The organism is Coleofasciculus sp. H7-2, from assembly GCF_042747725.1.
Taxonomy (GTDB): domain Bacteria; phylum Cyanobacteriota; class Cyanobacteriia; order Cyanobacteriales; family FACHB-T130; genus FACHB-T130.
In genome coordinates this window covers 21,002-44,022 of sequence record NZ_JBHZGO010000014.1, presented here as the reverse complement: position 1 = coordinate 44,022, position 23,021 = coordinate 21,002, and the positions used below count along the sequence as shown (strand labels likewise).

The 23,021-nt window shown below is 42.9% G+C and carries 6 protein-coding genes; all 6 read left to right on the top strand.

Going from position 1 to position 23,021, the window contains the following annotated elements:
* Nucleotides 1–265 precede the first annotated feature (265 nt).
* The 6 genes from ACFW2W_RS02405 to ACFW2W_RS02380 all read left to right on the top strand — a co-directional run bounded on the left by ACFW2W_RS02405 (nt 266) and on the right by ACFW2W_RS02380 (nt 23,003).
* Nucleotides 266–7,777, top strand: coding sequence for an amino acid adenylation domain-containing protein (locus ACFW2W_RS02405; protein ID WP_378172843.1), 7,512 nt, complete (start codon nt 266–268; stop codon nt 7,775–7,777).
* Nucleotides 7,774–9,702 carry an AMP-binding protein gene (locus tag ACFW2W_RS02400; RefSeq protein ID WP_378172840.1) on the top strand — a complete coding sequence of 643 codons (1,929 nt, stop codon included), beginning with the start codon at nt 7,774–7,776 and terminating at the stop codon, nt 9,700–9,702. The genes ACFW2W_RS02405 and ACFW2W_RS02400 overlap by 4 nt, the downstream gene beginning before the upstream one ends.
* 30 nt (nt 9,703–9,732) lie before the next feature.
* Nucleotides 9,733–13,905, top strand: coding sequence for an amino acid adenylation domain-containing protein (locus ACFW2W_RS02395; protein WP_378172837.1), 4,173 nt, complete (start codon nt 9,733–9,735; stop codon nt 13,903–13,905).
* Between the two features lie 8 nt (nt 13,906–13,913).
* Nucleotides 13,914–15,026 (top strand): hypothetical protein, encoded by a 1,113-nt coding sequence (locus ACFW2W_RS02390; protein ID WP_378172835.1) that lies wholly within the window; start codon nt 13,914–13,916, stop codon nt 15,024–15,026.
* A gap of 18 nt (nt 15,027–15,044) precedes the next feature.
* Entirely contained in the window at nt 15,045–16,163 is a 1,119-nt protein-coding gene (locus ACFW2W_RS02385) for a DegT/DnrJ/EryC1/StrS family aminotransferase (RefSeq protein WP_378172832.1), read from the top strand.
* Between the two features lie 87 nt (nt 16,164–16,250).
* Complete coding sequence (locus tag ACFW2W_RS02380) at nt 16,251–23,003, top strand: SDR family NAD(P)-dependent oxidoreductase (protein ID WP_378172829.1); 6,753 nt, start codon at nt 16,251–16,253, stop codon at nt 23,001–23,003.
* The last annotated feature ends 18 nt before the right edge of the window (nt 23,004–23,021 follow it).

The window sequence follows — 23,021 nt, the reverse complement described above, 5'->3', positions numbered from 1 at the left end:
CTTTCTACATCGCAGCCCTATATTTGTTCCTTTACAGACAGGACTTACGCAAAGCTTATACATATTGCGTTTTTTCGGGTTCAATCTCCCTGTGGTTGCGGTGGCAGATGTGGTGATATTTGCGTAAGTCCTGAGCTAAAACTATTGGCATCGCTTGAGCCTATTGGCTATCTTATACTATAACCTCTAGTAAATTCAGGAGTTTTGTCATTAACCTATTCATGATTTATTAGTAGTCCTCATAGAATGATGTCTAAGAAGAATAATGAAACCCATTACAGAATTTTTATCGGAACTGCGCCGTCTTGAGATTAAGCTATGGATTGATGGAGAGCGTTTGCGGTACAGTGCTACCCCAGGAACTCTGACCCCAGATATGCTGGCGGAAATGCGATCGCGTAAATCAGAGATTTTAGCTTTTCTCCAGCAAGTTAATCCAGACGCCCCCACGTCCATTAAACCTGTTTCCAGAAACCAAGACTTACCTCTATGTTTTGCCCAACAACGAGTGTGGTTTCTCGATCGACTGGAAGGCAAAAGTCCTGCCTACAATATACCAATGGCACTGCGTTTGCAAGGTCAACTAAACGTTACTGCCCTAGAGCAAGCTTTAAAGTCGATCGTTGAGCGTCACGAAGTTTTACGTACTAACTTTTCTCCACGCAATGGAAGCCCTATTGCTATCATTAGAGACGGTGCTAATTTATACTTAAATTCAGTAGATTTACGGAAATATTCAGGAAGCGATCGCGCGATTGAATTACAAAGGTTAATCGACAACGAACGCTTACAATCCTTCGATTTAGAAAAGGATTCATTAATTCGAGTAACTTTACTTTGTTTAGATGAAAAAGAACACATTCTACTGCTGACCCTGCATCACATCATCTCTGATGGTTGGTCGTTAAACTTGCTGTATCGAGAACTTACAATTCTCTATTCAGACTTTTCTAAAGGTAATTCTTTATCATTACCCAATTTACCGATTCAATACATTGATTTTGCTGGCTGGCAACGAGAATGGCAGGCGGGAAAAGCCTTTGAAAAACAACTCTGTTACTGGAAAAAACAACTCGACGGCATACCTCCTTTGTTAGAATTGCCGCTCGATCGCCCAAGACCCACTATTCAAACCTTCGCTGGCGCTAAGCAATCTCAACAGCTCGATCAAACTCTTAGCGAAGCACTCAAAACCTTAAGTCAACGCGAAGGGGTCACGCTTTTTATGACCCTATTAACCGCTTTTAAAGTCTTGCTCTCTCGTTATAGCGGTTCGCAAGATATTGTAGTTGGCACTCCTGTAGCAGGTCGCGACCGTCCCGAACTCGAAGGTTTAATTGGCTTTTTTCTCAATACTGTTGTGCTACGCACTCAGTTAAATGGGAACCCTAGTTATAAAGAACTTTTGGGTCAAGTTAGGGAGGTGACATTAGGGGCATATCAGCATCAGGAAATGCCTTTTGAGAAGTTAGTAGAGGAACTTCAACCAGAACGAAGTTTGAGCTACAATCCCCTATTTCAAGTGTTATTTAATATGGTTAATTTAGAGTTCAAGGCAATGGAAATGCCTGGACTCAAGGTAGAATTTCTTCCTAGTGCGGAAGCTGTATCTAAGTTCGATCTAACTTTATATGTGCGGGAGCAAGCTGAAGGGATAAGACTGGATTGGGTGTACAACGGGGATTTGTTCGAGAAGGAAACGATCGCTCGGATGAGAGAGCATTTTCAAACTTTGCTGGAAGGCATTGCAACCAATCCGAACCAACCCATCTCGGATTTACCCCGTCCGCTATTACCGCTGGGATTTCCCAATCCCGCTGCTGTTTTAGGGCATCCGGAGTATAAATTAGTTACGAATCGATTTGCAAATTGGGTAGAGCAAACGCCAGAACATCCAGCGATCGCTCAAGGCGATCGCAATTGGTCTTATAGAGAATTATCCCAAATCGCTCATTCTTTAACACAAATTTTATTAAGCCAGGGGGTTAAAAAGGGAGAAGTCGTAGCAGTATACGGCATCAGAAGTTTTGGTCTAATTGCCTGTGCGATCGCAGTTTTTCTCAGTGGCGGCGTACTCCTGACACTCGATCCCAACTTGCCTCGACAACGGCAGCAACTAATGCTTGCTGAAGCCAAAGCAAAATGTTTAATCTCCGTTGGCACTCAGCATCCGCCAGCAGATTTAGTAGAGTCTTTACCTTGTATCAGAATTAGTCCAGAGACAGGAGAACTTCTCGATTTAGAACCTTCAACAAATTCAATTAATTTACCTAGTCTATTCCCTGACGATGCTGCTTATATTTTCTTCACTTCCGGGACGACTGGCGTTCCCAAAGGCGTATTAGGTTGTCACAAAGGATTAGCGCATTTTCTCCATTGGCAAAGCGAAAGATTTGCGATCGCATCGACGGATCGAGTCGGTCAATTAACAGGATTATCCTTTGATGTTGTCCTCAGAGATATTTTTCTGCCTTTAATTAGTGGCGCAACGCTTTGTTTACCTCCGGCTCGATCTGACCTGAGTGCTAACTTTATTTTACCTTGGTTGGAGCGAGAGCGAATTTCTTTACTTCACACCGTTCCGACCTTGGCACAATCTTGGTTAATCGATAAACCCGCAGGGGTTTCTTTAAAAGCTTTACGTTGGGTATTCTTTGCCGGAGAACCGCTGACAGAAACCTTGGTAAGCCTTTGGCGAGAAGCTTTTCCGGAATCGGGTAAAATCGTTAATCTTTATGGTCCGACGGAGACAACTTTAGCCAAGTGCTTCTATATCGTGCCTGAAAAAATGTCGGCTGGAATTCAGCCGATAGGTTCGCCGCTCTCGGAAACTCAAGTATTAATTTTGACTGAAAATAACCAATTGTGCAGCATTGGAGAACCGGGAGAAATTGTGCTGCGGACACCATTTCGCAGTTTAGGTTATATTAACGATCCAACAGAAACTCAGACACGATTTGTCAAAAATCCCTATCGCGACGACGAACAAGATTTAGTTTATTATACTGGCGATCGCGGACGCTATCGTCCAGATGGATTGTTGGAAATTTTGGGTCGGATAGACGAGCAAGTGAAGATTCGGGGAATTCGCATCGAACCCCAAGAAATTGCCGCCGTAATTAGCCAACATCCAGCGATCGCACAAACAGCCGTTATTGCCAGAGAAGACCAATTAGGAAACAAATACTTAGTGGGTTATTTAGTTTCCCATTCAGAGCCAAAACCAACAGTCAAGGAATTGCGTAGTTTTGTGCAAGCCAAACTCCCAGAATACGCGATTCCTAGTGCTTTTGTGTTTTTAGATGCCATTCCTTTAACTCCCAATGGCAAAATCGACCGCCGTGCTTTACCCATTCCAAATATTGAAGAGACAGTTTCAACTAACTTTGTTCCACCCCGCAATTTAACGGAAGAAATCTTAGTCAATATTTGGAGTGAATTGTTAGGTGTTCGAGTCGGAATCTACGATAACTTTTTTGAACTGGGGGGACATTCTCTTTTAGCAACTCAAATTATATCTCGCATCCGCCAAGCTTTCGAGGTAGAGTTGCCCCTACGTTCTTTGTTTGAAAAACCAACGGTAGCGGAACTCGCAGAAAATCTCGATTGGGAAGATAAAATACCGCCGGAAGAAACTATTTCATCAATTCCCAGAGATAGAGACATACCCTTATCTTTTGTACAAGTCAGACTGTGGTTGTTAGAGCAAATAGACGGGGCAAGAGCCGCTTACAAAATTTCCAGAGCGCTGCATTTAAAGGGAAGACTTAACATCACGGCTCTAGAGCAAGCATTCCAAGCTATTATTAAGCGTCACGAAACTTTGCGGACTCGTTTTCAGGCAATTGAAGGTTCTGCAATTCAGGTAATCGAACCAGAAATTATTTTAACTTTACCCGTTATCAACTTACAAGAATTAACCACTCAAGAACAATCAACTCAAATCCAAGAGCTAGCCAAGGAAGAAGCACAACGCCCCTTCGATTTAAACACCGCTCCCTTACTGCGAGTTACCCTGCTACGGTTGAGTGAAGAATCTCATGTTTTGCTGTTGACAATACATCATATTATTGCTGATGGTTGGTCAATGGGGATATTCTTTCGAGAAATATCGAGTTTTTATGAAGCCTTCATCAGCGGAAATTCCTGCCAGTTGCCAGAACTACCCGTTCAATATGCTGATTTTGCTGGCTGGCAGCGACAGCAGTTGCAAGGAAAGATACTTGAAACCCAATTAGCTTATTGGAAACAGCAGCTAGGAGGCGCTCCTCCCGTTTTGGAATTACCCTTTGACTATCCCCGTCCTGCCGTTCAAACTTTCCAGGGGGCTAGCGAATCTCAATTGTTACCTAAAACACTCTCGCATCGCCTCAAGGCTTTAAGCCAGCAGGAAAATGCGACGCTGTTTATGACCTTATTAGCGGCTTTTAAAATTCTACTTTACCGCTATACCGGGCAGGAAGATATTGTGGTTGGCAGTCCTGTAGCAGGTCGAAATCGTCGAGATATTGAGGGATTAATCGGATTTTTTATCAATACGATCGTCTTGCGAACTCAGTTAGAAGAAAATTTCAATTTCCGTAATTTACTGAGTCGATTGCGGGAGGTGGCATTAGGAGCTTACGCTCATCAAGATTTACCGTTTGAAAAATTAGTTGAACAACTCCAACCGCAAAGAAGTTTGAGCTATACGCCTATCTTTCAGGTGTGGTTTAATATGCTAAATTTAGGGAATAAAACCCTGGAAATGGCAAACTTAAACCTTGAGGTACTGTCTTTTCCAGAACGCTTAACTAAGTTCGACTTAAGCCTATACGTACAAGAGGATACAGACGGAATTAATATTGAATGGGTGTACAATCGTAACTTATTCAAAGCGGAAGCGATCGCGCTGATGAAAGAGCGTTTTCAAACTTTATTAGAAAGCATTATCACCGCTCCAGAACAACCTATTGGTAATCTGCCTTTATTGAGTCCAATAGAACGGCAAAGACTGCAAGCTGGTAAAAATCTTGTCTGTCCGTCTCAACCCTATACAGAGTTTCCTAAATCTGCCATTGAGCAATCTATCCCCGATCGCTTTGAAGAACAGGTGAGGAAATATCCGCACAATATCGCAGTTTGCACTGAAAAGCATCAGTGGACTTATGACACCTTAAACGATCAAGCGAATGCGATCGCGATAGCGTTGCGGAGCAATATCGCCCAATCTCTCCTCCAACTCTATGGCAGCACTTCCGAAAGAATTGCCCTATTATTAGAACATGATGCTTTGGCGATCGCTGCTATTTTGGGAGTGCTAAAGGCGGGCAAAACTTATGTTCCTCTCGACCCGACTTATCCTAAACTCAGACTGAATTATATCCTGCAAGATTGCCAAGCTACCGCACTTCTAAGCAACAGTAAAAATCTGGCTTTAGCTGAAGAATTAACCCAAGGGAAAATTCCCCTCATCAATCTCGATGAAATTGACTTCAGCCAAACTGGAAACGAAGTGCAAATAACAATTGCACCAGATACCTTAGCTTATATTCTCTACACTTCCGGTTCTACCGGACAACCTAAAGGAGTCGTCCAAAACCATCGCAACGTTCTGCATTTCATCAGAAACTACACGAATAATCTCCACATTGCTCCTAGCGATCGACTCACTCTGCTCTCATCTTACAGCTTTGATGCGGCGATTATGGATATTTTTGGAGCCTTGTTAAATGGCGCGACTCTATATCCGATCGACATCAAAGAAGAAGGTCTAAACGATTTTTCCGAGAGATTGAGGCAACAAGAAATTACCATTTATCACTCAACTCCCACTGTCTATCGATACTTTCTCGCCACCCTACCCGCGCCGCCAGAAGAATCAGCTTTACCGAAGGTTCGTTTAGTAGTTTTAGGGGGAGAAGAAGTCGTTAAACAAGATGTAGCATTATATCAAAAATATTTCTCCCAAAACTGCATCTTCGTTAATGGTTTAGGCCCGACGGAATCGACTGTTACCCTTCAGTATTTTATTAACAAGGAAACTGCCGATCCAGGAAATCTCGTTCCTGTAGGGTATCCAGTAGAAGATACCGAGATTTTATTGCTCGATCGCGCTGGAAATAATGCGGAAATTTATGGGGAAATAGCCATCAGGAGCAAACACATTGCTTTAGGTTACTGGCAAAAATCAGAACTAACGCAAGCAGCATTTTTCCCCGATCTTCAAGGAGAAAACTACCGCATTTATCGCACCGGAGATTTGGGTCGTTTAAGAACAGATGGCAATCTAGAATTTTTGGGCAGGAGAGATTTTCAAGTCAAAATTCGCGGATTCCGCATCGAACTAGGCGAAATTGAAGCGACTCTAGCTCAACATCCATCTGTTAAAGAAACCGTCGTAACGGCCTCAAAAGAGTTCTCTAGCGACAAGCGTCTAATCGCTTATTTAGTTCCTCATCCAGAGTTAGTTCCCGCTGCTGCGGAATTACACACCTTCCTCCAAGATAGATTGCCTAATTATATGGTTCCGGCAGCATTTGTCATGTTAGACGCCTTACCTTTAACTCCTAACGGTAAAATAGACCGGCTCGCCTTACCCGCACCCGATTTAATTGAACAAAAATCGGCAGAAACCTTTGTTGCTCCTAAAAATGATTTAGAGTTGCGGTTAGCAAAAATCTGGGAAAAAGTTTTAGGCGTTCAGCCGATAGGCATTCGCGATAATTTCTTCGAGTTAGGAGGACACTCTCTAGTTGCGGTAGAATTGTTTAGCCAAATCAAGAAAATCATTGGTGCTGATATTCCGATAGCCACTCTTTTTCAAGCCCCAACAGTTGAAAAATTAGCTGATATAATTTCTCAAGAAGGATGGTCAACGCCTTGGTTAAGTTTGGTGCCAATTAAACCAGAAGGTTCTCAACCGCCTTTCTTCTTCCACGGTGGTGCTGCGGAGGCGATGACTTGGGCTGGATTTGGTCGCCAATTGCCGAGCGATCGCCCCTTTTACGGTTTGCAACTTCCGGCACTGAATGGAAAAGCAACTTTCCAAAGTTCTGTTGAAGAAATCGCATCTATCTGCATCAAAGAAATACGCTCTATTCAACCCAATGGCCCTTATTTTATCGGAGGTCACTGTTTTGGCGGTACGATCGCTTTCGAGATAGCCCAACAGCTTAAGGCTCAAGGTGAGGAAGTGTCAATTCTAGCCTTGGTCGATGCTTATGCACCTAAAACAGTGCCCAATAATAAACTATTTTTAGGAATTAGGGCATCTTACCACTACTTGGATTTTTTAATTTACAAAACCTTCTATTATCATGCCGAGCAGCTGAAGCAGAAGAATTTTATTGGTCAATTAACTTATTTGGCGGATTGGTTACAAAAAAAGGTAGGCTCTAAGCTGACTAAATCCAAATCTTCAGCTACTAAAAAACGCAACCATAACAAACCTCAGCCAATTCATCAAAATTCAGCTAATCCCCAAAGTACTGATAAATTTATTCCCTACGAAGTACGCTACTTACAAGCTGAAAAAATGAATCGAGAAGTTAAGGCTAAATATATACCTCAAGTTTACCCAGGCTGCCTGCTTCTTTTCCGAGCGAACAAGCAAAAGTTAGAATGGTATTTTGGTGAAAAGTTAGGTTGGGAAGACCTGGCTGCGGCAGGAGTAGAAATTCATGAGATACCTGGAATCTTTGGTAATTTATTTAATGCAGCATCAATGCCATTTCTAGTTCAAGAAATGAAAAGCGTATTGGATAAAATAGAAAACACAGAAGTGGAAAAATTATGAATTCTTTCCAGCAACAAATTACAGAATCTTCGCCAAATGTGTGCGTTCCCGAACTCATTCGAGTTCAGGCTCAAAAAAATACAGATAGGGTAGCAATTGTTGCACCAAAACGCACTCCCTTAACCTATCGCTGTTTGTACGATCGCATCAACCAAACAGCCGCCACACTCAACAGTCTGGGAATTAGTCCCAACGATCGCGTTGCCGTTGTCCTTCCGAACAGCCCAGAAATGGCAGTTGCCTTTTTAGCGATCGCGGCGACTGCCACTTGTGCGCCGCTCAACCCAGCCTATCGCGAACAAGAATTTGACTTTTATCTCTCGGATCTGAATGCCAAAGCGCTGATAATTCAGCCGGGAGTGGGTAAAGCTGCCAGAATTGTCGCTAAACAACGAGGTATTCTGATTATCGAACTATATCCTTCATTGGAAGCTGAAGCTGGTAGTTTTACCTTAAATTGTCAAACAAAAATTACCCACAATAGAAACTCATCAATCCGAAATATTCAGTCTAATAATACAGCTTTAGTCCTGCATACATCCGGCACAACCTCTCGCCCCAAAATAGTGCCGTTGACTCATTTAAATCTTTGCACTTCAGCAAATAATATTCGCAAAACGCTAAGTTTGTCGGAGGGCGATCGCTGTCTCAATATCATGCCTCTATTCCATATTCATGGAATAGTTGCAGCATTACTTTCATCCCTAAGCGCTGGTGCTAGCATTGTTTGTGTGCCTGGTTTTTATGCCCCGCAATTTTTTAGCTGGATAGAAGAATTTCAGCCCACCTGGTATTCAGCCGTTCCCACCATGCACCAATCAATTTTGTCACAGGCTGAAGCGAATCGCGATATTATCGATCGCAGCAAAATTCGCTTTATTCGCTCATCTTCTGCTTCCTTAGCACCCCAAATCATGACGCAATTAGAAGCTACCTTTAATGTCCCCGTAATTGAAGCCTATGGCATGACAGAAGCCTCCCATCAAATGGCGAGCAATCCCCTACCCCCCAGAGAGCGCAAACCTGGTTCAGTTGGCTTAGCAGCAGGACCAGAAATCGCCATTATGGACGAAGCGGGTCATTTACTTTCAACGGGTGAAATAGGAGAAGTTGTTATTAAGGGAAATAACGTCACTCAAGGCTATGAAAATAATCCTAAAACGAATGCAGAAGCTTGTACCAATGGTTGGTTCCGGACAGGAGATTTAGGCTATTTAGATAGGGATGAATATCTATTTTTAAAGGGTCGAATTAAAGAAATTATTAATCGAGCGGGTGAAAAGATTTCCCCTCGCGAAGTGGATGAAGTTTTACTAGAACATCCGGCTGTCGCACAAGCCGTTACCTTTGCCGCACCCCACACTCTCTTAGGAGAAGATGTTGCTGCTGCTGTAGTTTTAAAGGAAGGAATTAATGCCAGTGAGCTAGAAATTAAAGAATTTGCTGCCAAAAAACTCGCGGATTTCAAAGTTCCTCGTGTCGTTCTATTTCTAGATGAAATTCCTAAAGGACCAACCGGGAAACTGCAACGGATTGGTCTAGCTAAAACACTAGAGCTAACTGCATCCAATCCAACAGCAGAGCCAGTAGAATATGCTCTGCCTCAGACTACGAACGAAGTGAAACTTGCAGAAATTTGGTTGCAAGTGCTAAGGATTGAAAAAACCGGGATTCATGATAACTTTTTTCAGTTAGGTGGGGATTCTATTCTAGCTGCTCAAATTGTCAATCGGGTGCGAGAAGCCATGCAAGTAGAATTGTCGTTTCTCATCTTCTTTCAACAACCTACAATTGCTAACATGGCAGTAAAAATAGCTCAAATTCAAGCGGAGGCATTAGAATCTGAGGAATTACGGGATTTGTTAGCTAACATTGAGGCTTTATCTGAAGAGGAAACCCAGAAGCTTTTAAATGAAATGCCTTAAATATTAATTGTAAATCTTAAACCAGAATTTATGAGTGAAATTACTCAAAGAATTGCTCAACTTTCTCCTGCAAAAAGAGCGCTTTTAGAGCAAAAGCTTCAAGAAAAATCTGCCAAATCAAATGCTAAACAAAGCATTTCAAAAAGAACGAGTGAAAATTCTGCTTCCTTGTCATTCTCTCAAGAGCGAATGTGGCTATTAGACCAGTTTGAGCCGGAAAATCCTGCTTATAATCGTCCTAGCAATATTCATTTAGTAGGTCGGCTGAACGTTGCAGCGCTAGAACAAAGCTTGAATGAAATTGTGCGTCGTCATGAAATTTTCCGCACCAGCTTTCCCATAGTAGATGGACAACCGATTCAAGCAATCGTACCCGCTCTCACCTTAACATTACCGCTTGTAGACCTGAGCCATTTACCGACTTCCGAACGGGATGCAGAAGTCCAACGCCTTGCAATTCAAGCAGCGCAGCACAAATTTAAGCTATCCCAATTACCTTTAATTCAAGCAACTTTACTGCGACTGGGGGAGGAAGAACACATCCTATTGCTGACCCTACACCATATCATTTTTGATGGCTGGTCGATGGGTGTTTTGCTTAAAGAACTTGCTGCCCTCTACAATGCCTTTATTACTGAAAAACCCTCTCCTTTACCAGAGTTACCTATTCAATATGCAGACTTTGCTGCTTGGCAGCGACAACAGTTGCAAGGCGAAAAATTAACGGAGCGACTAACGTACTGGAAACAGCAACTAGCGGGGGAATTACCAATATTAAAACTACCTGCCGACCGACCCCGTTTCGGTGTCCGCACTGTCCAAGGCGCTAGAGAATTACTATTATTACCTAAAACCCAAAGTCAAGCACTGAAAGCTTTGAGCCAGCACGAAGGGGTGACACTATTTACGACCCTATTGGCAGCGTTTCAGACGCTGCTATATCGATATACTGGTCAGGCTGATATAGTCGTCGGTTCTCATACAGCGGGTCGCGATCGCGCGGAAATTGAGAAACTGATTGGAAATTTCATCAATACCTTAGCCTTAAGGACTCAAATAGAAAGTCAACTGACATTTCAGCAACTCTTGAGCCGGGTACGGGAGACGATAGTAGGAGCTTATGTTCACCAAGATATCCCCTTTGAGAAGCTAGTAGAGGAGCTACAGCCTAAACGAGATTTGAGCCACACCCCACTATTTCAGGTATTTTTTCAATTCAGGAATTTACCCAGCGAAGCAGTCGAGCTACAAGGGTTAAAAATGGATAATTGCCAATTAGAAACGGGTTTTGCACAGATCGATTTATCCTTAGAGATTACCGAGCAATATGAAGGGTTATCCTGCCTATTTCAGTACGACACCGATTTGTTTGAAGCCGCGACCATCAAGCGGATGGCAAGTCATTTTCAAACCTTACTTGAAGGCATTATTAGTAATTCTCAACAGCATCTTTGGGAGATTCCTTTATTAACTCAAACTGAACGACATCAGTTATTAATTGAATGGAATGATACTCAGATGGAGTATGCCAAACAAACGTGCATCCATCAGTTATTTCAGGAGCAAGTGAAGCGCACTCCTGATGCAGTCGCGGTTGTTTTTGAAGATAAGCAACTAACTTATCAAGAGCTAAACGCTCGGGCAAATCAGTTAGCACGCTATTTGCAGAGACTAGGAGTAAAACCGGAAGGATTGGTCAGTATTTTCCTAGAGCGCTCCTTAGAGATGATTATCGGGGTGTTGGGCGTTCTCAAAGCTGGGGGAGCTTATGTCCCCCTTGACCCGGCTTATCCTCAAGAACGCATCGCTTATATGCTAGAAGACTCCCAAGTACCCGTGTTGCTAACTCAGCAAGGATTGACGATCAAGCGGCTCGTTCCTAGCATACAGGTGGTATATATTGATGCTCAAAAAGAAGTTATTAGCCAAGAAAGTGAGTCTAATTTAGATAGTGGTGTCACTGCTAACAACTTAGCCTATATAATCTACACATCCGGTTCTACTGGGAACCCAAAAGGGGTACAGCTTGCTCATTTCAACGTTGTTAATCTTTTAAGTGCGATTCAACAGCAATTACAACCAACTTCTCAGGATACATGGCTAGCTGTTACAACTATTTCTTTTGACGTTTCCGTGGCAGAAATATTTCTCCCTTTAGCAGTTGGAGCTAAGTTAGCGATAGTTAGGCGCGAAGTCACTTTAGATGGTGTTCAATTATCTCAAGCTATCAATAAATTTCAAGCAACATTCATGCAGGGAGCGCCAGCAACGTGGCAATTACTTCTAGCCTCTGGGTGGCAAGGATCTCCTCATCTCACGATGATTTCAACTGGTGAGGCATTGCCGAGAGAACTTGCCCATCAATTACTCGATAAAGGAAAAGTGCTTTGGAATCTTTACGGTCCTACAGAAACCACCATCTGGTCATCGAGCTATCAAGTTAAAAACACCAAGGAACCGATTAGTATTGGGCGTCCGCTTACCAATACCCAATTTTATATTTTGGATAGCAATCAACAGTTAGTTCCCATTGGTGTTCCCGGCGAGTTACATATTGGTGGCGAAGGTTTGGCAAGGAGCTATCTGAACCGACCCGAACTAACAGAAGAGAAATTTATGATTGCTCCCTTTAAACCCAATACTCGTTTGTATAAAACAGGGGATTTGGCTCGCTACTTACCCGATGGTCGAGTAGACTGCATCGGTCGCATCGATAACCAGGTAAAAATTCGTGGGTTTCGCATTGAACTTGGTGAAATTGAAGCAACGCTTAGCCAACACCCAGCCGTACAAACCGTTGCAATTGTTGTCCGTGAAGTTGTGTCCGGCGACAAGCGTTTGATAGCTTATTTCGTTTCTAACCAACAAGAGAATTTTGAAACTCTGGTAACGAACTTGCGAAACTTCCTCAAAGATAAATTGCCCACTTATATGGTGCCATCAGCGTTTATCAAATTAGATTCCCTTCCTCTAACACCCAGCGGCAAAATAGACCGACGCGCTTTACCTATACCCGACTTCAGCAGGCAGGAATCAACTGAAAACTTTGTCGCTCCTAAAGATGATTTAGAACTCCGCCTCGCTAAAATTTGGGAAAAGGTTTTAGGCATCTCCTCTATTAGCATTCAAGATAACTTCTTCGACTTAGGTGGACATTCCTTACTGGCCGTGCAATTATTCAGCCAAATTAAGAAGAATTTGGGTCAAGACATTCCAGTTGCCATTCTCTTTCAAGCACCAACCATTGAAGAACTAGCCTGTATCTTGCGCCAAGAAGGATGGTCGAATCGTTGGTCTAGCCTTGTCCCTGTTAAACCGGGCGGTTCTCAAGTGCCTTTCTTCTTTCACGGGGGGGCAGCAGATGCAATAACATGGGCTAAATTTAGTCATCTTTTACCGAGCGATCGCCCTTTTTATGGTCTGCAACACCCTATCTTGGAGGGTAAGGTAGTTTTTCAAAATTCGGTTGAGGAAATGGCAGCTCACTGTCTCAAAGAAATCCGCACGATCCAACCCAATGGCCCTTATTTTATCGGCGGTCACTGCTTTGGAGGAACTGTTGCTTTTGAAATGGCTCAGCAGCTTCACGCTCAAGGTGAAAAAATCGCATTACTGGCTTTGATTGATGCTTACGCACCTAAACCATTACCAAAAAATAATCTGCTTTGGAGAACCCAAGCTCTTTTTCGTAAAAGCAGTTTTCTTCTTAACAAAACATACTACTACCATGCAGAGAATCTAAAGCAACGAAATGTGTGGGGAAAATTTATTTATCTTTCGGATTGGTTGAAAGAAAAAGTTCAAGCTCAATTCCAGCAAAAACTGAGTCAAAAGCGATTAGAATTAAATTCATCTAGCCCTAAAAATAATTCTATACTAGACAGTAACGCTCATTCACGAAAGCCCAACGATCCTATTAGTCATGAACTTCGTTACTTGGAAGCCGAAAAAGCGAACCGAGCGGCTAAAGCCAGATACACCCCGCAAATTTATCCAGGATCGATTACCCTCTTCCGCGCCAAGACGCAACTCTTAGAATGGTACTTTGGTTCTGAGTTAGGATGGGAAAGTTTTACAGAAAAGAAAGTAGAAAGCTACGAAATTTCCGGCATTTTCGGCAACTTATTTAACCAATCATCTTTGCCACTTTTAGTTGAAAGGGTGAAGCTTGCCTTAGAAAAAGTGCAAGAAAATCAGAGCTAATAATTTAGTTGAAAGAGCTATTAAATTCAACCCTAAAAGCAGGAGTTAATTTTATGAAAATTGTTCAAATCGTACCTCGACTTCCCCCTCATACTGATGGAGTTGGTGATTATTCAATTCAATTAGCCAGTCAACTTTTAAACGCGCACGGAATCGCCACACAGTTTTTAGTTTTCCAACAAGGAATAGAGATAGAACCGCTCGTGGCTGGATTTCCGGCTACTAGCATTTCTGCCTATACTCCAGAAGCATTTTTATCAGTATTACCCGGAAATATAGATGGAATAATTTTACATTACAGTAACTATCCTTATCTACAGGGAAAAATTGATGCTCCCTTCTGGCTACCAACAGCTTTGGCAATGGCAGTAAGGCAGCGTAATATTAAATTAATTGTCATGTTTCATGAGTTACCATTTTTTAATTTTAAAAAACTAAAGTTTTTAAACCCGATTCAGAGTTTCGTGTCTCGTCGCCTTGCCAAAATTGCTACTACAGTTGTAACAGATAGCGCTCGATTTCAAGCAGTGCTAGAGCGTTGGTTACAACATCCTGTTACCTGTATCCCTGATTTTTCAACGATTGGCGAACCCGACGATCGGATTCCACCTTTAAGCGATCGCAGTCGTAGAATCATTGTCTTTGGTGGGAGCGATCGCTCCCGCGTTTACCAAAATTACCTGAAAGCACTCCTTTATAGTTGCCAAGCTTTAGGTATCGAAGAAATTTGCGATATTGGTAAATCTCTCAACTTACAACCCTCTGACTTTCCAGGAGTACGTTTAGTGCAGATGGGTTTTCAGCCTGCTGAAGCCGTCAGACAATTGTTGTTAAATTCTTTAGCAGGTTTTATAGATTATAGCCGTTTTCCGGGAGATTTGGGTAAATCGAGCGTTTTTGCTGCTTTTTGCGCTCATGGATTAGTTCCTATTTGTTCTTGCTATAATCCTTCAGAAGCCGATGGTTTAGAAATGCATAAGCATTATTTAGTACCCGATCGTTCTTTACAAAATTTGTCTTTAACACAGCTTCAAACTGTGGCGAATAATTCAAACATATGGTACAAAAATCATAATATTATACAAAATACTAAAGTATTTGCATCTTACCTGCTCGAATAAACCTATTCTATAAATTTCATGAAAAAAGATATACCTCTATCAAAACCATCAATCACACAATTAGAAATTGAATATGTTAATAATGCTATGAATTCGGGCTGGGTATCCTCTCTAGGCTGCTATATCAACGAATTTGAGGCAAGCTTTGCTGAATATTGCGGCACGAAATATGCCCTAACAACTTCCAGCGGTACTACAGCAATCCATCTCGCCCTTGCAAGTTATGGAATTAAAGCAGGAGATGAAGTTATTATCCCCGATTTAACATTTATTGCGACTGCTAATGCTGTGGCTTATACAGGTGCTAAAGTTGTATCAGTTGATATAGAAGAAGACAGCCTGTGTATTGACCCAGTTCAAATTGAAAAAGCGATAACAGAAAATACCAAAGCTATAATTCCAGTTCATCTTTATGGACATCCTGCGAATACGATCGAGATAAATCGACTGGCTAAAAAATATAACTTATTAGTGCTAGAGGATGCGGCTGAAGCTCATGGAGCAGAAATAGAAGGACAAAAAACAGGCTCTTTAGCTGATTGCGGCATCTTTAGTTTTTATGGTAACAAAATTGTGAGTTGTGGAGAAGGAGGAATGATAACCACGAATGATGAAGCCTTCTATCACAGGGCAAAGTATTTGCGAGACCAGGCAATGAGTACCGTAAAAAAATACTGGCATGACGAGCTTGGTTTTAACTATCGCATGACCAATTTACAAGCAGCTTTAGGTCTGGCTCAACTTCACAGAATAGATGAATTAATTGAGAGTAAAATTAAGATATTTAAACTGTATAAAGATTACTTGTCGGATATTCCAGGTATAAAGCTTAATTTTACTGCTAATTATGTCCGCAATGTTTACTGGCTTGTATGCCTTGAGATAAAGGGATACACAGAAGCAGAGCGAAATGCTCTCATGAAAGCTTTAGAACTGAAGGGAATAGAAACTAGACCTTACTTTTACCCAGTTTCAGATATGCCAATGTATCAGCGAACCCCAAAGTCAACACCTGTTGCTCATAAAGTTTATCAACGGGGCATCAATTTACCTTCTTATTTTGGTCTTACACCTGAAGAGATAGAGTATGTTTGCAGTTGCTTGCGATCGCACTTGGAGCTAAAAGTCTTAACTTAGTAAAAATTGATTGTATTGATAACAATTTGATTTAGATTAGTTTCAAAAATTCAGCATTCTAATTTAAAATTACTGCAAAGATAAAAAATGTTAGAAAAATCACCGTTATCCCAATTAAGCGATCGCAATGCTATAGCTATTATCGGAATGTCGGGTCGCTTCCCAGGAGCCAAAAATATCGACGAATTCTGGGAAAACCTGAAAAATGGGGTGGAATCTGTTTCCCATTTCACAGAGGAGGAACTCCTAGATGCAGGAGTAGACCCAGCATTTTTGAGCGAACCCAATTACGTCAAAGCCAACGCCTTCGTAGAAGATATTGACCTGTTTGACGCGGCTTTCTTTGGGATGAGCGATCGCGAAGCCACCCTGATGGACCCGCAACAGCGACTAATTCTAGAACACGCTTGGGAAGCGATCGAAAGCGCCGGTTACGCGCCAGAATCTTATCCAGGTGCGATCGGCGTTTACGCAGGTGCAGGTTTAAGCAGTTACTTATTAAACAACATTTATCCCCACCTTAGCCCTTCAGAAATTCAGCAATTTACCCAACTTTGGCATATCAGGTTACCAAACGCTCACGATAGTTTACCAACGCGGGTAGCTTACAAACTCAACTTAAAAGGCCCCGCAATCAACGTTCAAACTGCCTGTTCGACTTCCTTAGTTGCAGTTCACCTAGCTTGCCAAAGTTTGCTGAATAACGAATGCGATATGGCGCTAGCTGGTGGTATTTTCATCCGAGTTAATCCAAAAATTGGTTATCTTTATCGACCGGGGATGATATTTTCTCCCGACGGTCATTGTCGTGCTTTTGATGCTAAAGCAGAGGGAACTTTTTATGGCGATGGGGTGGGAATCGTCCTTTTAAAGCGACTCAGTGAAGCACTCGCCGATGGAGATTGCATTCATGCTGTAATCAAAGCTTCAGCAATTAATAATGATGGTTATGTGAAAGAAAGTTTCACAGCACCTAGTATTGACGGTCAAGTGGCAGTCATTTCTAAAGCTCAGGAATTAGCTGGAATCGACCCGGAAACTATTACTTATGTAGAAGCACACGGTACGGGAACAGCGCTGGGAGATCCGATCGAAATTGCCGGATTAACTAAAGTTTTTGCAGCCAAAACGCAAAAAAAGCAATACTGTGCGATTGGTTCGGTCAAAACCAATATCGGACATCTGATTTTTGCCAGCGGTGTAGCGGGACTAATTAAAGCTGTCCTGACTCTTAAACACAAATTAATCCCGCCCAATCTCCACTTTGAACAGCCAAATCCCAGAATTGACTTTGCCAATAGTCCTTTTTATGTCAACACCCAGCTCTCAGAATGGAAAACCAACGGCACTCCCCGCCGTGCTGCGGTTAATTCTTTTGGAGTTGGCGGTACAAATGCTCATGTCATTTTAGAAGAAGCGCCTACCAATTCTGGGCTTCCGTTAGCAACAATAGAGCGCTCATCCCATCTTTTGACTCTCTCCGCTAAATCTGAAAATGCGCTGCGAGAATTAGCACAACGTTATCAGGAATTTTTAACCAAAGAACCAACAGAAGACCTAGCTAATATTTGTTTTTCTGCCAATACCGGACGCACCCACTTTAACCATCGTTTAGCGGTAGTCACTGAATCAATTGCACAATTGCAAGAACAGCTAGGGGCTTTTGTAAAAGGGGAAGAAACTAGCGGACTGACGCACGCACAAGTACGGGGCAAATCCCCCAAAATTGCATTTTTATTCACGGGTCAGGGTTCCCAATATATCAACATGGGACGGCAACTCTACGAAACCCAACCCACTTTCCGCCAAACTCTTGACCGTTGCGATGAAATATTGCGCCCTTATTTAGATGTATCCTTGCTTTCAATTCTGTATCCAGAATCGAATAGTAACCCATCTAAAATCGACGAAACTGCTTACACTCAACCCGCCTTATTTGCCTTGGAATATGCCTTAGCTGAATTATGGCAATCTTGGGGCATCATTCCCGATGCAGTCATGGGTCATAGCGTGGGTGAGTACGTTGCTGCTTGCGTTGCCGGAGTATTCAGTTTAGAAGACGCCTTAAAGCTAATTGCCGCACGGGGACGACTGATGCAGGCTCTACCTCCAAATGGCAAAATGTTAGCAGTTCTAGCAACAGAGGCGCAGGTATTAGCGACGATTGAACCTTATAAAGCCGAAGTAGCGATCGCTGCTATTAATGGCTCGCAAAGTATTGTGATATCCGGTCACAGCCAAGCCATAGAAACTATCTGTGCCGCTTTAGAAACTCAAGGGTTAAAAACAAAATATTTGCAAGTTTCTCACGCCTTCCATTCCCCCTTGATGGAACCGATGATAGCGGATTTTGAGCAAGTTGCCAAACAAGTGACTTACTCCGAACCGCAGATTACTTTAATTTCTAACGTCACAGGAAAACAGGTAACTGCTGAAATCGCCACGCCGGAATATTGGTGTCATCATATCCGCCACCCCGTAAAATTTGCCGCAAGTATGGAAACACTTCATCAACAAGGTTATGAAGTATTTCTCGAATTAGGGTCAAAACCAATTCTGTTAGGAATGGGTCGCCAATGTATCCCTGAATCTGATGCAGATTCTCCTTACCTCTGGCTTAAGAGTTTGCAGCAAGGACAACAAGATTGGCAACAAATTTTGCAAAGTTTAGGCGAATTATACAGGCGCGGAACTAAAGTAGATTGGTCGGGGTTTGACCGGAATTATGTACGTCGCAAAGTCGCGTTACCGACCTATCCCTGGCAGAAAAAACGCTTTTGGCTGGAACCAGATAACAAAGAGGCAAAAGATTCAACTGCAACTTCTCTATCTTCTCCAGGCAATCAATACCATCATCTACTCGGTCAACGGCTGCGGTTGCCATTTTCTGAAGAAATTCGCTTTGAATCTCGATTTAGCCTCAACTCACCTTTCTATGTCAACGACCACAAAATCTATGGAGCGGTAGTTGTTGCGGCGGCGTCTCATATTTCAATGGTTTTTTCGGCAGTTAAAGAAGCTTTTGGTGTTGAATCTTGCGAGATTGAAGACTTATATATTCCCAATGCTTTGATCCTACCTGAAGAAGGCAGTCGGCTCGTTCAATTGGTACTGAATCCTCAATCTAAAGAAACTACTTTCCAATTAGCCAGCCTCAAAGAAGGAGCCGATCAAAATGATGCTAATTCCTGGAGTCTGCACGCAACTGGAAAAGTGCGTTACTCCCAATCAATAACGATTACAACTTCTGAATCAGCGAAGTGGCAAGAAATTCGGCAGCGGTGTCAACAGGAGATTTCTGGTTCGGAATTTTACGCCAACTTTATCGAAATTGGTTATAACTGGGAAGCTTCATTTCAATGGATAGAAACAATTTGGCTGGGAGAGGAAGATGCTTTAGCAAAGATGCAACTTCCTCAGTTACCGGACGATATTTTGAGCGAATATCAGTTTTATCCGGGTTTAATTGATTCTTGTTTTCAAACCCTAGCGATTTTCTGGTTTAAAGAACTAGAAAACAGCGATTATATTTACATTCCATTTCACATCGATAGCTTCAAGTTTTACAAGCGTCCCAGTCGGTTTACTCATCTATGGTGTCATGCTAAAAAGCGGAATGATGCCTCGCCAGACGGAAGCACGCTCGGAGATTTAATTCTATTTGATGAAAATGGAGAAGTCATTGCCGAAGTAATCGGTCGCCAGTCTCGGAGAACGAATCGTCAAGTGCTGTTACGCCGTCTCCGAAATAAGGATACCAGCGATTGGCTGTATGAGTTTGTATGGCGATCGCAACCGCGCGATCTGGAAACCCTCTCTCCAAACCTCTCTCCTGCAAGAAGAGAGGCTTTGAATTCTCCCCCCTCCCTTTTAGGGAAGGGGGTTGGGGGGGTAGGTTCGCCTTATCCGAACAGTATTAAAGCACCAGGCAATTGGCTGATTTTTACTGATACAAACGGAATTGGATTAAAGTTATCGCAACAACTCAAAGAATTGGGTGCAAAGTGCGTTCTGGTGTCTCCAGGACTCAGTTACGAAAAAGTTGGAGATGGCGATTATCGCATCAATCCATCCAATCCAGAAGACTTCCAAGATTTGCTACAGGATATCGCTCTTGAAAGTAAATCTCCTTATCGGGGAGTCGTTCATTTATGGAGTTTGAACCAGACAAAAATCAACTCTGTAACTGCTTTACAAAATGACCAAGTTGTGGGTTGTGGCAGCGGGCTGCATCTCGTTCAGGCTTTAATTCAAAGTGGATGGTCAACGCTTCCTCGCTTGTGGTTAGTCACTCAAGAAACTCAACCCATACAACCTGCATCCGTTCCTTTGCAAGTACAACAAGCACCACTATGGGGATTAGGGCGCGTCATTGCAATGGAGCATCCAGAATTGCACTGCACTTGTCTTGACTTACCGCTTGAAGAAAGTGAAATCGATATTCTGCTGAATGAAACGCTTTTTCCAGATTCAGAAAATCAGATTGCTTATCGTCAGGGAGTCCGTCACGTTGCCAGATTGATACGACGTTCTCAGAAAGTAGAAACTGTTAGTAAATCTCAAGAACCTGTACAACTGAAAATATCTAACTACGGCAGTTTAGAAAATCTTACCTTAATGCCAATGCAGCGACGTTCGCCAGCAGCGGGAGAGGTAGAAATCCAAGTCTGCGCCACGGGACTGAATTTCCGAGACGTGCTGAATGCGCTGGGAATGCTCAAAGAATATTATGCACAGCATTTGGGCATTACTTCTGCGAGCGAGATGAGCTTTGGATTTGAGTGTGCTGGAAAAATAGTCGCCGTAGGAGAAGAGGTGAAAAACTATCGCGTTGGCGATGAAGTGATGGCAGTGATGCAGGTGCATAATGCGATCGCGAGTTTTGTCACCATCCCCACTCAATTTATCGTTCCAAAACCAGACAATTTAACGTTTGCAGAAGCCGCAACCATTCCCCTCGCTTTTTTAACGGCTTACTATGGATTGCACCATCTAGCGAAAATCAAACCAGGCGATCGCATTTTGATTCACGCTGCGGCTGGAGGTGTAGGTCAAGCAGCAGTCCAATTAGCTCAAAAAGCCGGGGCGGAAGTTTTTGCAACAGCGAGTCCGAGTAAGTGGGAATTCCTCAAATCGATGGGAGTGAAATACGTGATGAACTCCCGCAGCTTAGATTTTGCCAATGAGATAATGAGTCTCACAAAGGGACAGGGCGTGGATGTTATTCTCAACAGTTTGAACGGCGAATTTATTGCGAAAAGCTTTGAGGTGCTAGGTAAAAACGGTCGCTTTGTCGAAATTGGCAAACTTGGCATTTGGGATGAACAGCAGGTGCGCGAAGTTAGGTCGGATGTTTCCTATTTTCCGTTTGATTTAGGTGAAATTAGGCGACAAACTCCAGAATTAGTCCCATCAATGTTTGGGGAACTCGCGCAACAGTTCAAGCAAGGCGATTTGCAACCCTTATCTTACCAAATATTTCCCATATCTGATGTTGTCAGTGCGTTCCGATACATGGCTGGAGCCAAGCATATTGGCAAAATCGTCATTTCAATGCCAGAAATAACTGCCGATTCACAGCAGATTTCGATTCGAGAAAATGGTACTTATCTAATTACTGGCGGTTTGGGAGCGCTGGGAATTCAGGTAGCTCGATGGATGGTAGAACAAGGTGCGAAACACTTAGTTTTAACAGGTCGTCGCGATGCAACTGACACGGTACAAGCAGCAATTTATCAACTAAAAGAAACAGGAACTAACGTTAAAATTGTCAAGGCAGATGTTGCCAATGCTTCAGAGATAGCCCGCGTTTTGGAGGAAATTCAAACTAGCGGAGAGCCTCTGCGCGGTATCATTCACGCTGCTGGAGTTCTGGATGATGGCGCATTGCTACAGCAAAATTGGGAGCGTTTTACTAATGTAATGGCTCCAAAAATAGCAGGAACTTGGAATCTGCATAGCCTCACCCAGAACTTGCCTTTAGACTTCTTTATCTGTTTTTCTTCGGTGACAGCATTGATAGGTACGCGGGGTCAAGGCAACTATGCCGCCGCCAATGCTTTTATGGATGCGATCGCTCATTATCGCCGTCAATTGGGGATGCCGGGATTAAGCATAAACTGGGGATCTTGGGCAGATGCTGGCATGGCAGCTAGCTTGGACGATCGCATTCAAAGCCGCAGAGAAGCGCGGGGAATCGGCGCGATGTCTCCAGAGTTGGGATTGCAAATTTTGGGCGAGTTACTCACACAAAATGCCGTGCAAGTTGGTGTGTTTTCTTATGATTGGTCGAAGTTTTTACAACGATTTCCCAACGATGCCAATCCGGTTCTATTCTCAGAATTAGTTCGCCAAGCACCGACACAAGGAAAAACTTCTTCTCAGCCTGCGCCTAAGCTGGAAATTCGCCGTCAATTGCAGGAAGCAACCGATCGCGATCGCTTCCCCCTGGTATTAACGTTCGCGCAAGAACAGGTGGCAAAAGTGCTGGGGTTAAAGCCAGCCCAACTCGACTTACAGCGCGGTTTAACTGAAATGGGACTTGATTCTCTGACGGCGATCGAACTGAGAAGTCTGATGAAAACTCACTTGGGATTAGACGTTCCTATTGTGAAATTTATGGAAGGCGTCAATGTCACCAGTTTGGCAACTTACCTAAGCGATCGCCTAATAGAAATAGATACACCCTCCTCTGCTACTTCTGGAGTTACACCAACCCAAATCGAGCTAAACAACGGCATCAACTCTGAAAATGCGGCGCAGATATTGAACCAATTGGATAATCTAAGTGATGAAGAAGTAGACGCTTTACTTAATTCTATGGGTTCGGAAAGCAGCTGATAATCAAGTTTAAAAGAT

Bases quoted from the DNA above. Each gene is read 5' to 3' on its own strand.
- ACFW2W_RS02405 (WP_378172843.1), top strand. From the start codon at position 266: ATGAAACCCATTACAGAATTTTTATCGGAACTGCGCCGTCTTGAGATT.
- ACFW2W_RS02400 (WP_378172840.1), top strand. From the start codon at position 7,774: ATGAATTCTTTCCAGCAACAAATTACAGAATCTTCGCCAAATGTGTGC.
- ACFW2W_RS02395 (WP_378172837.1), top strand. From the start codon at position 9,733: ATGAGTGAAATTACTCAAAGAATTGCTCAACTTTCTCCTGCAAAAAGA.
- ACFW2W_RS02385 (WP_378172832.1), top strand. From the start codon at position 15,045: ATGAAAAAAGATATACCTCTATCAAAACCATCAATCACACAATTAGAA.
- ACFW2W_RS02380 (WP_378172829.1), top strand. From the start codon at position 16,251: ATGTTAGAAAAATCACCGTTATCCCAATTAAGCGATCGCAATGCTATA.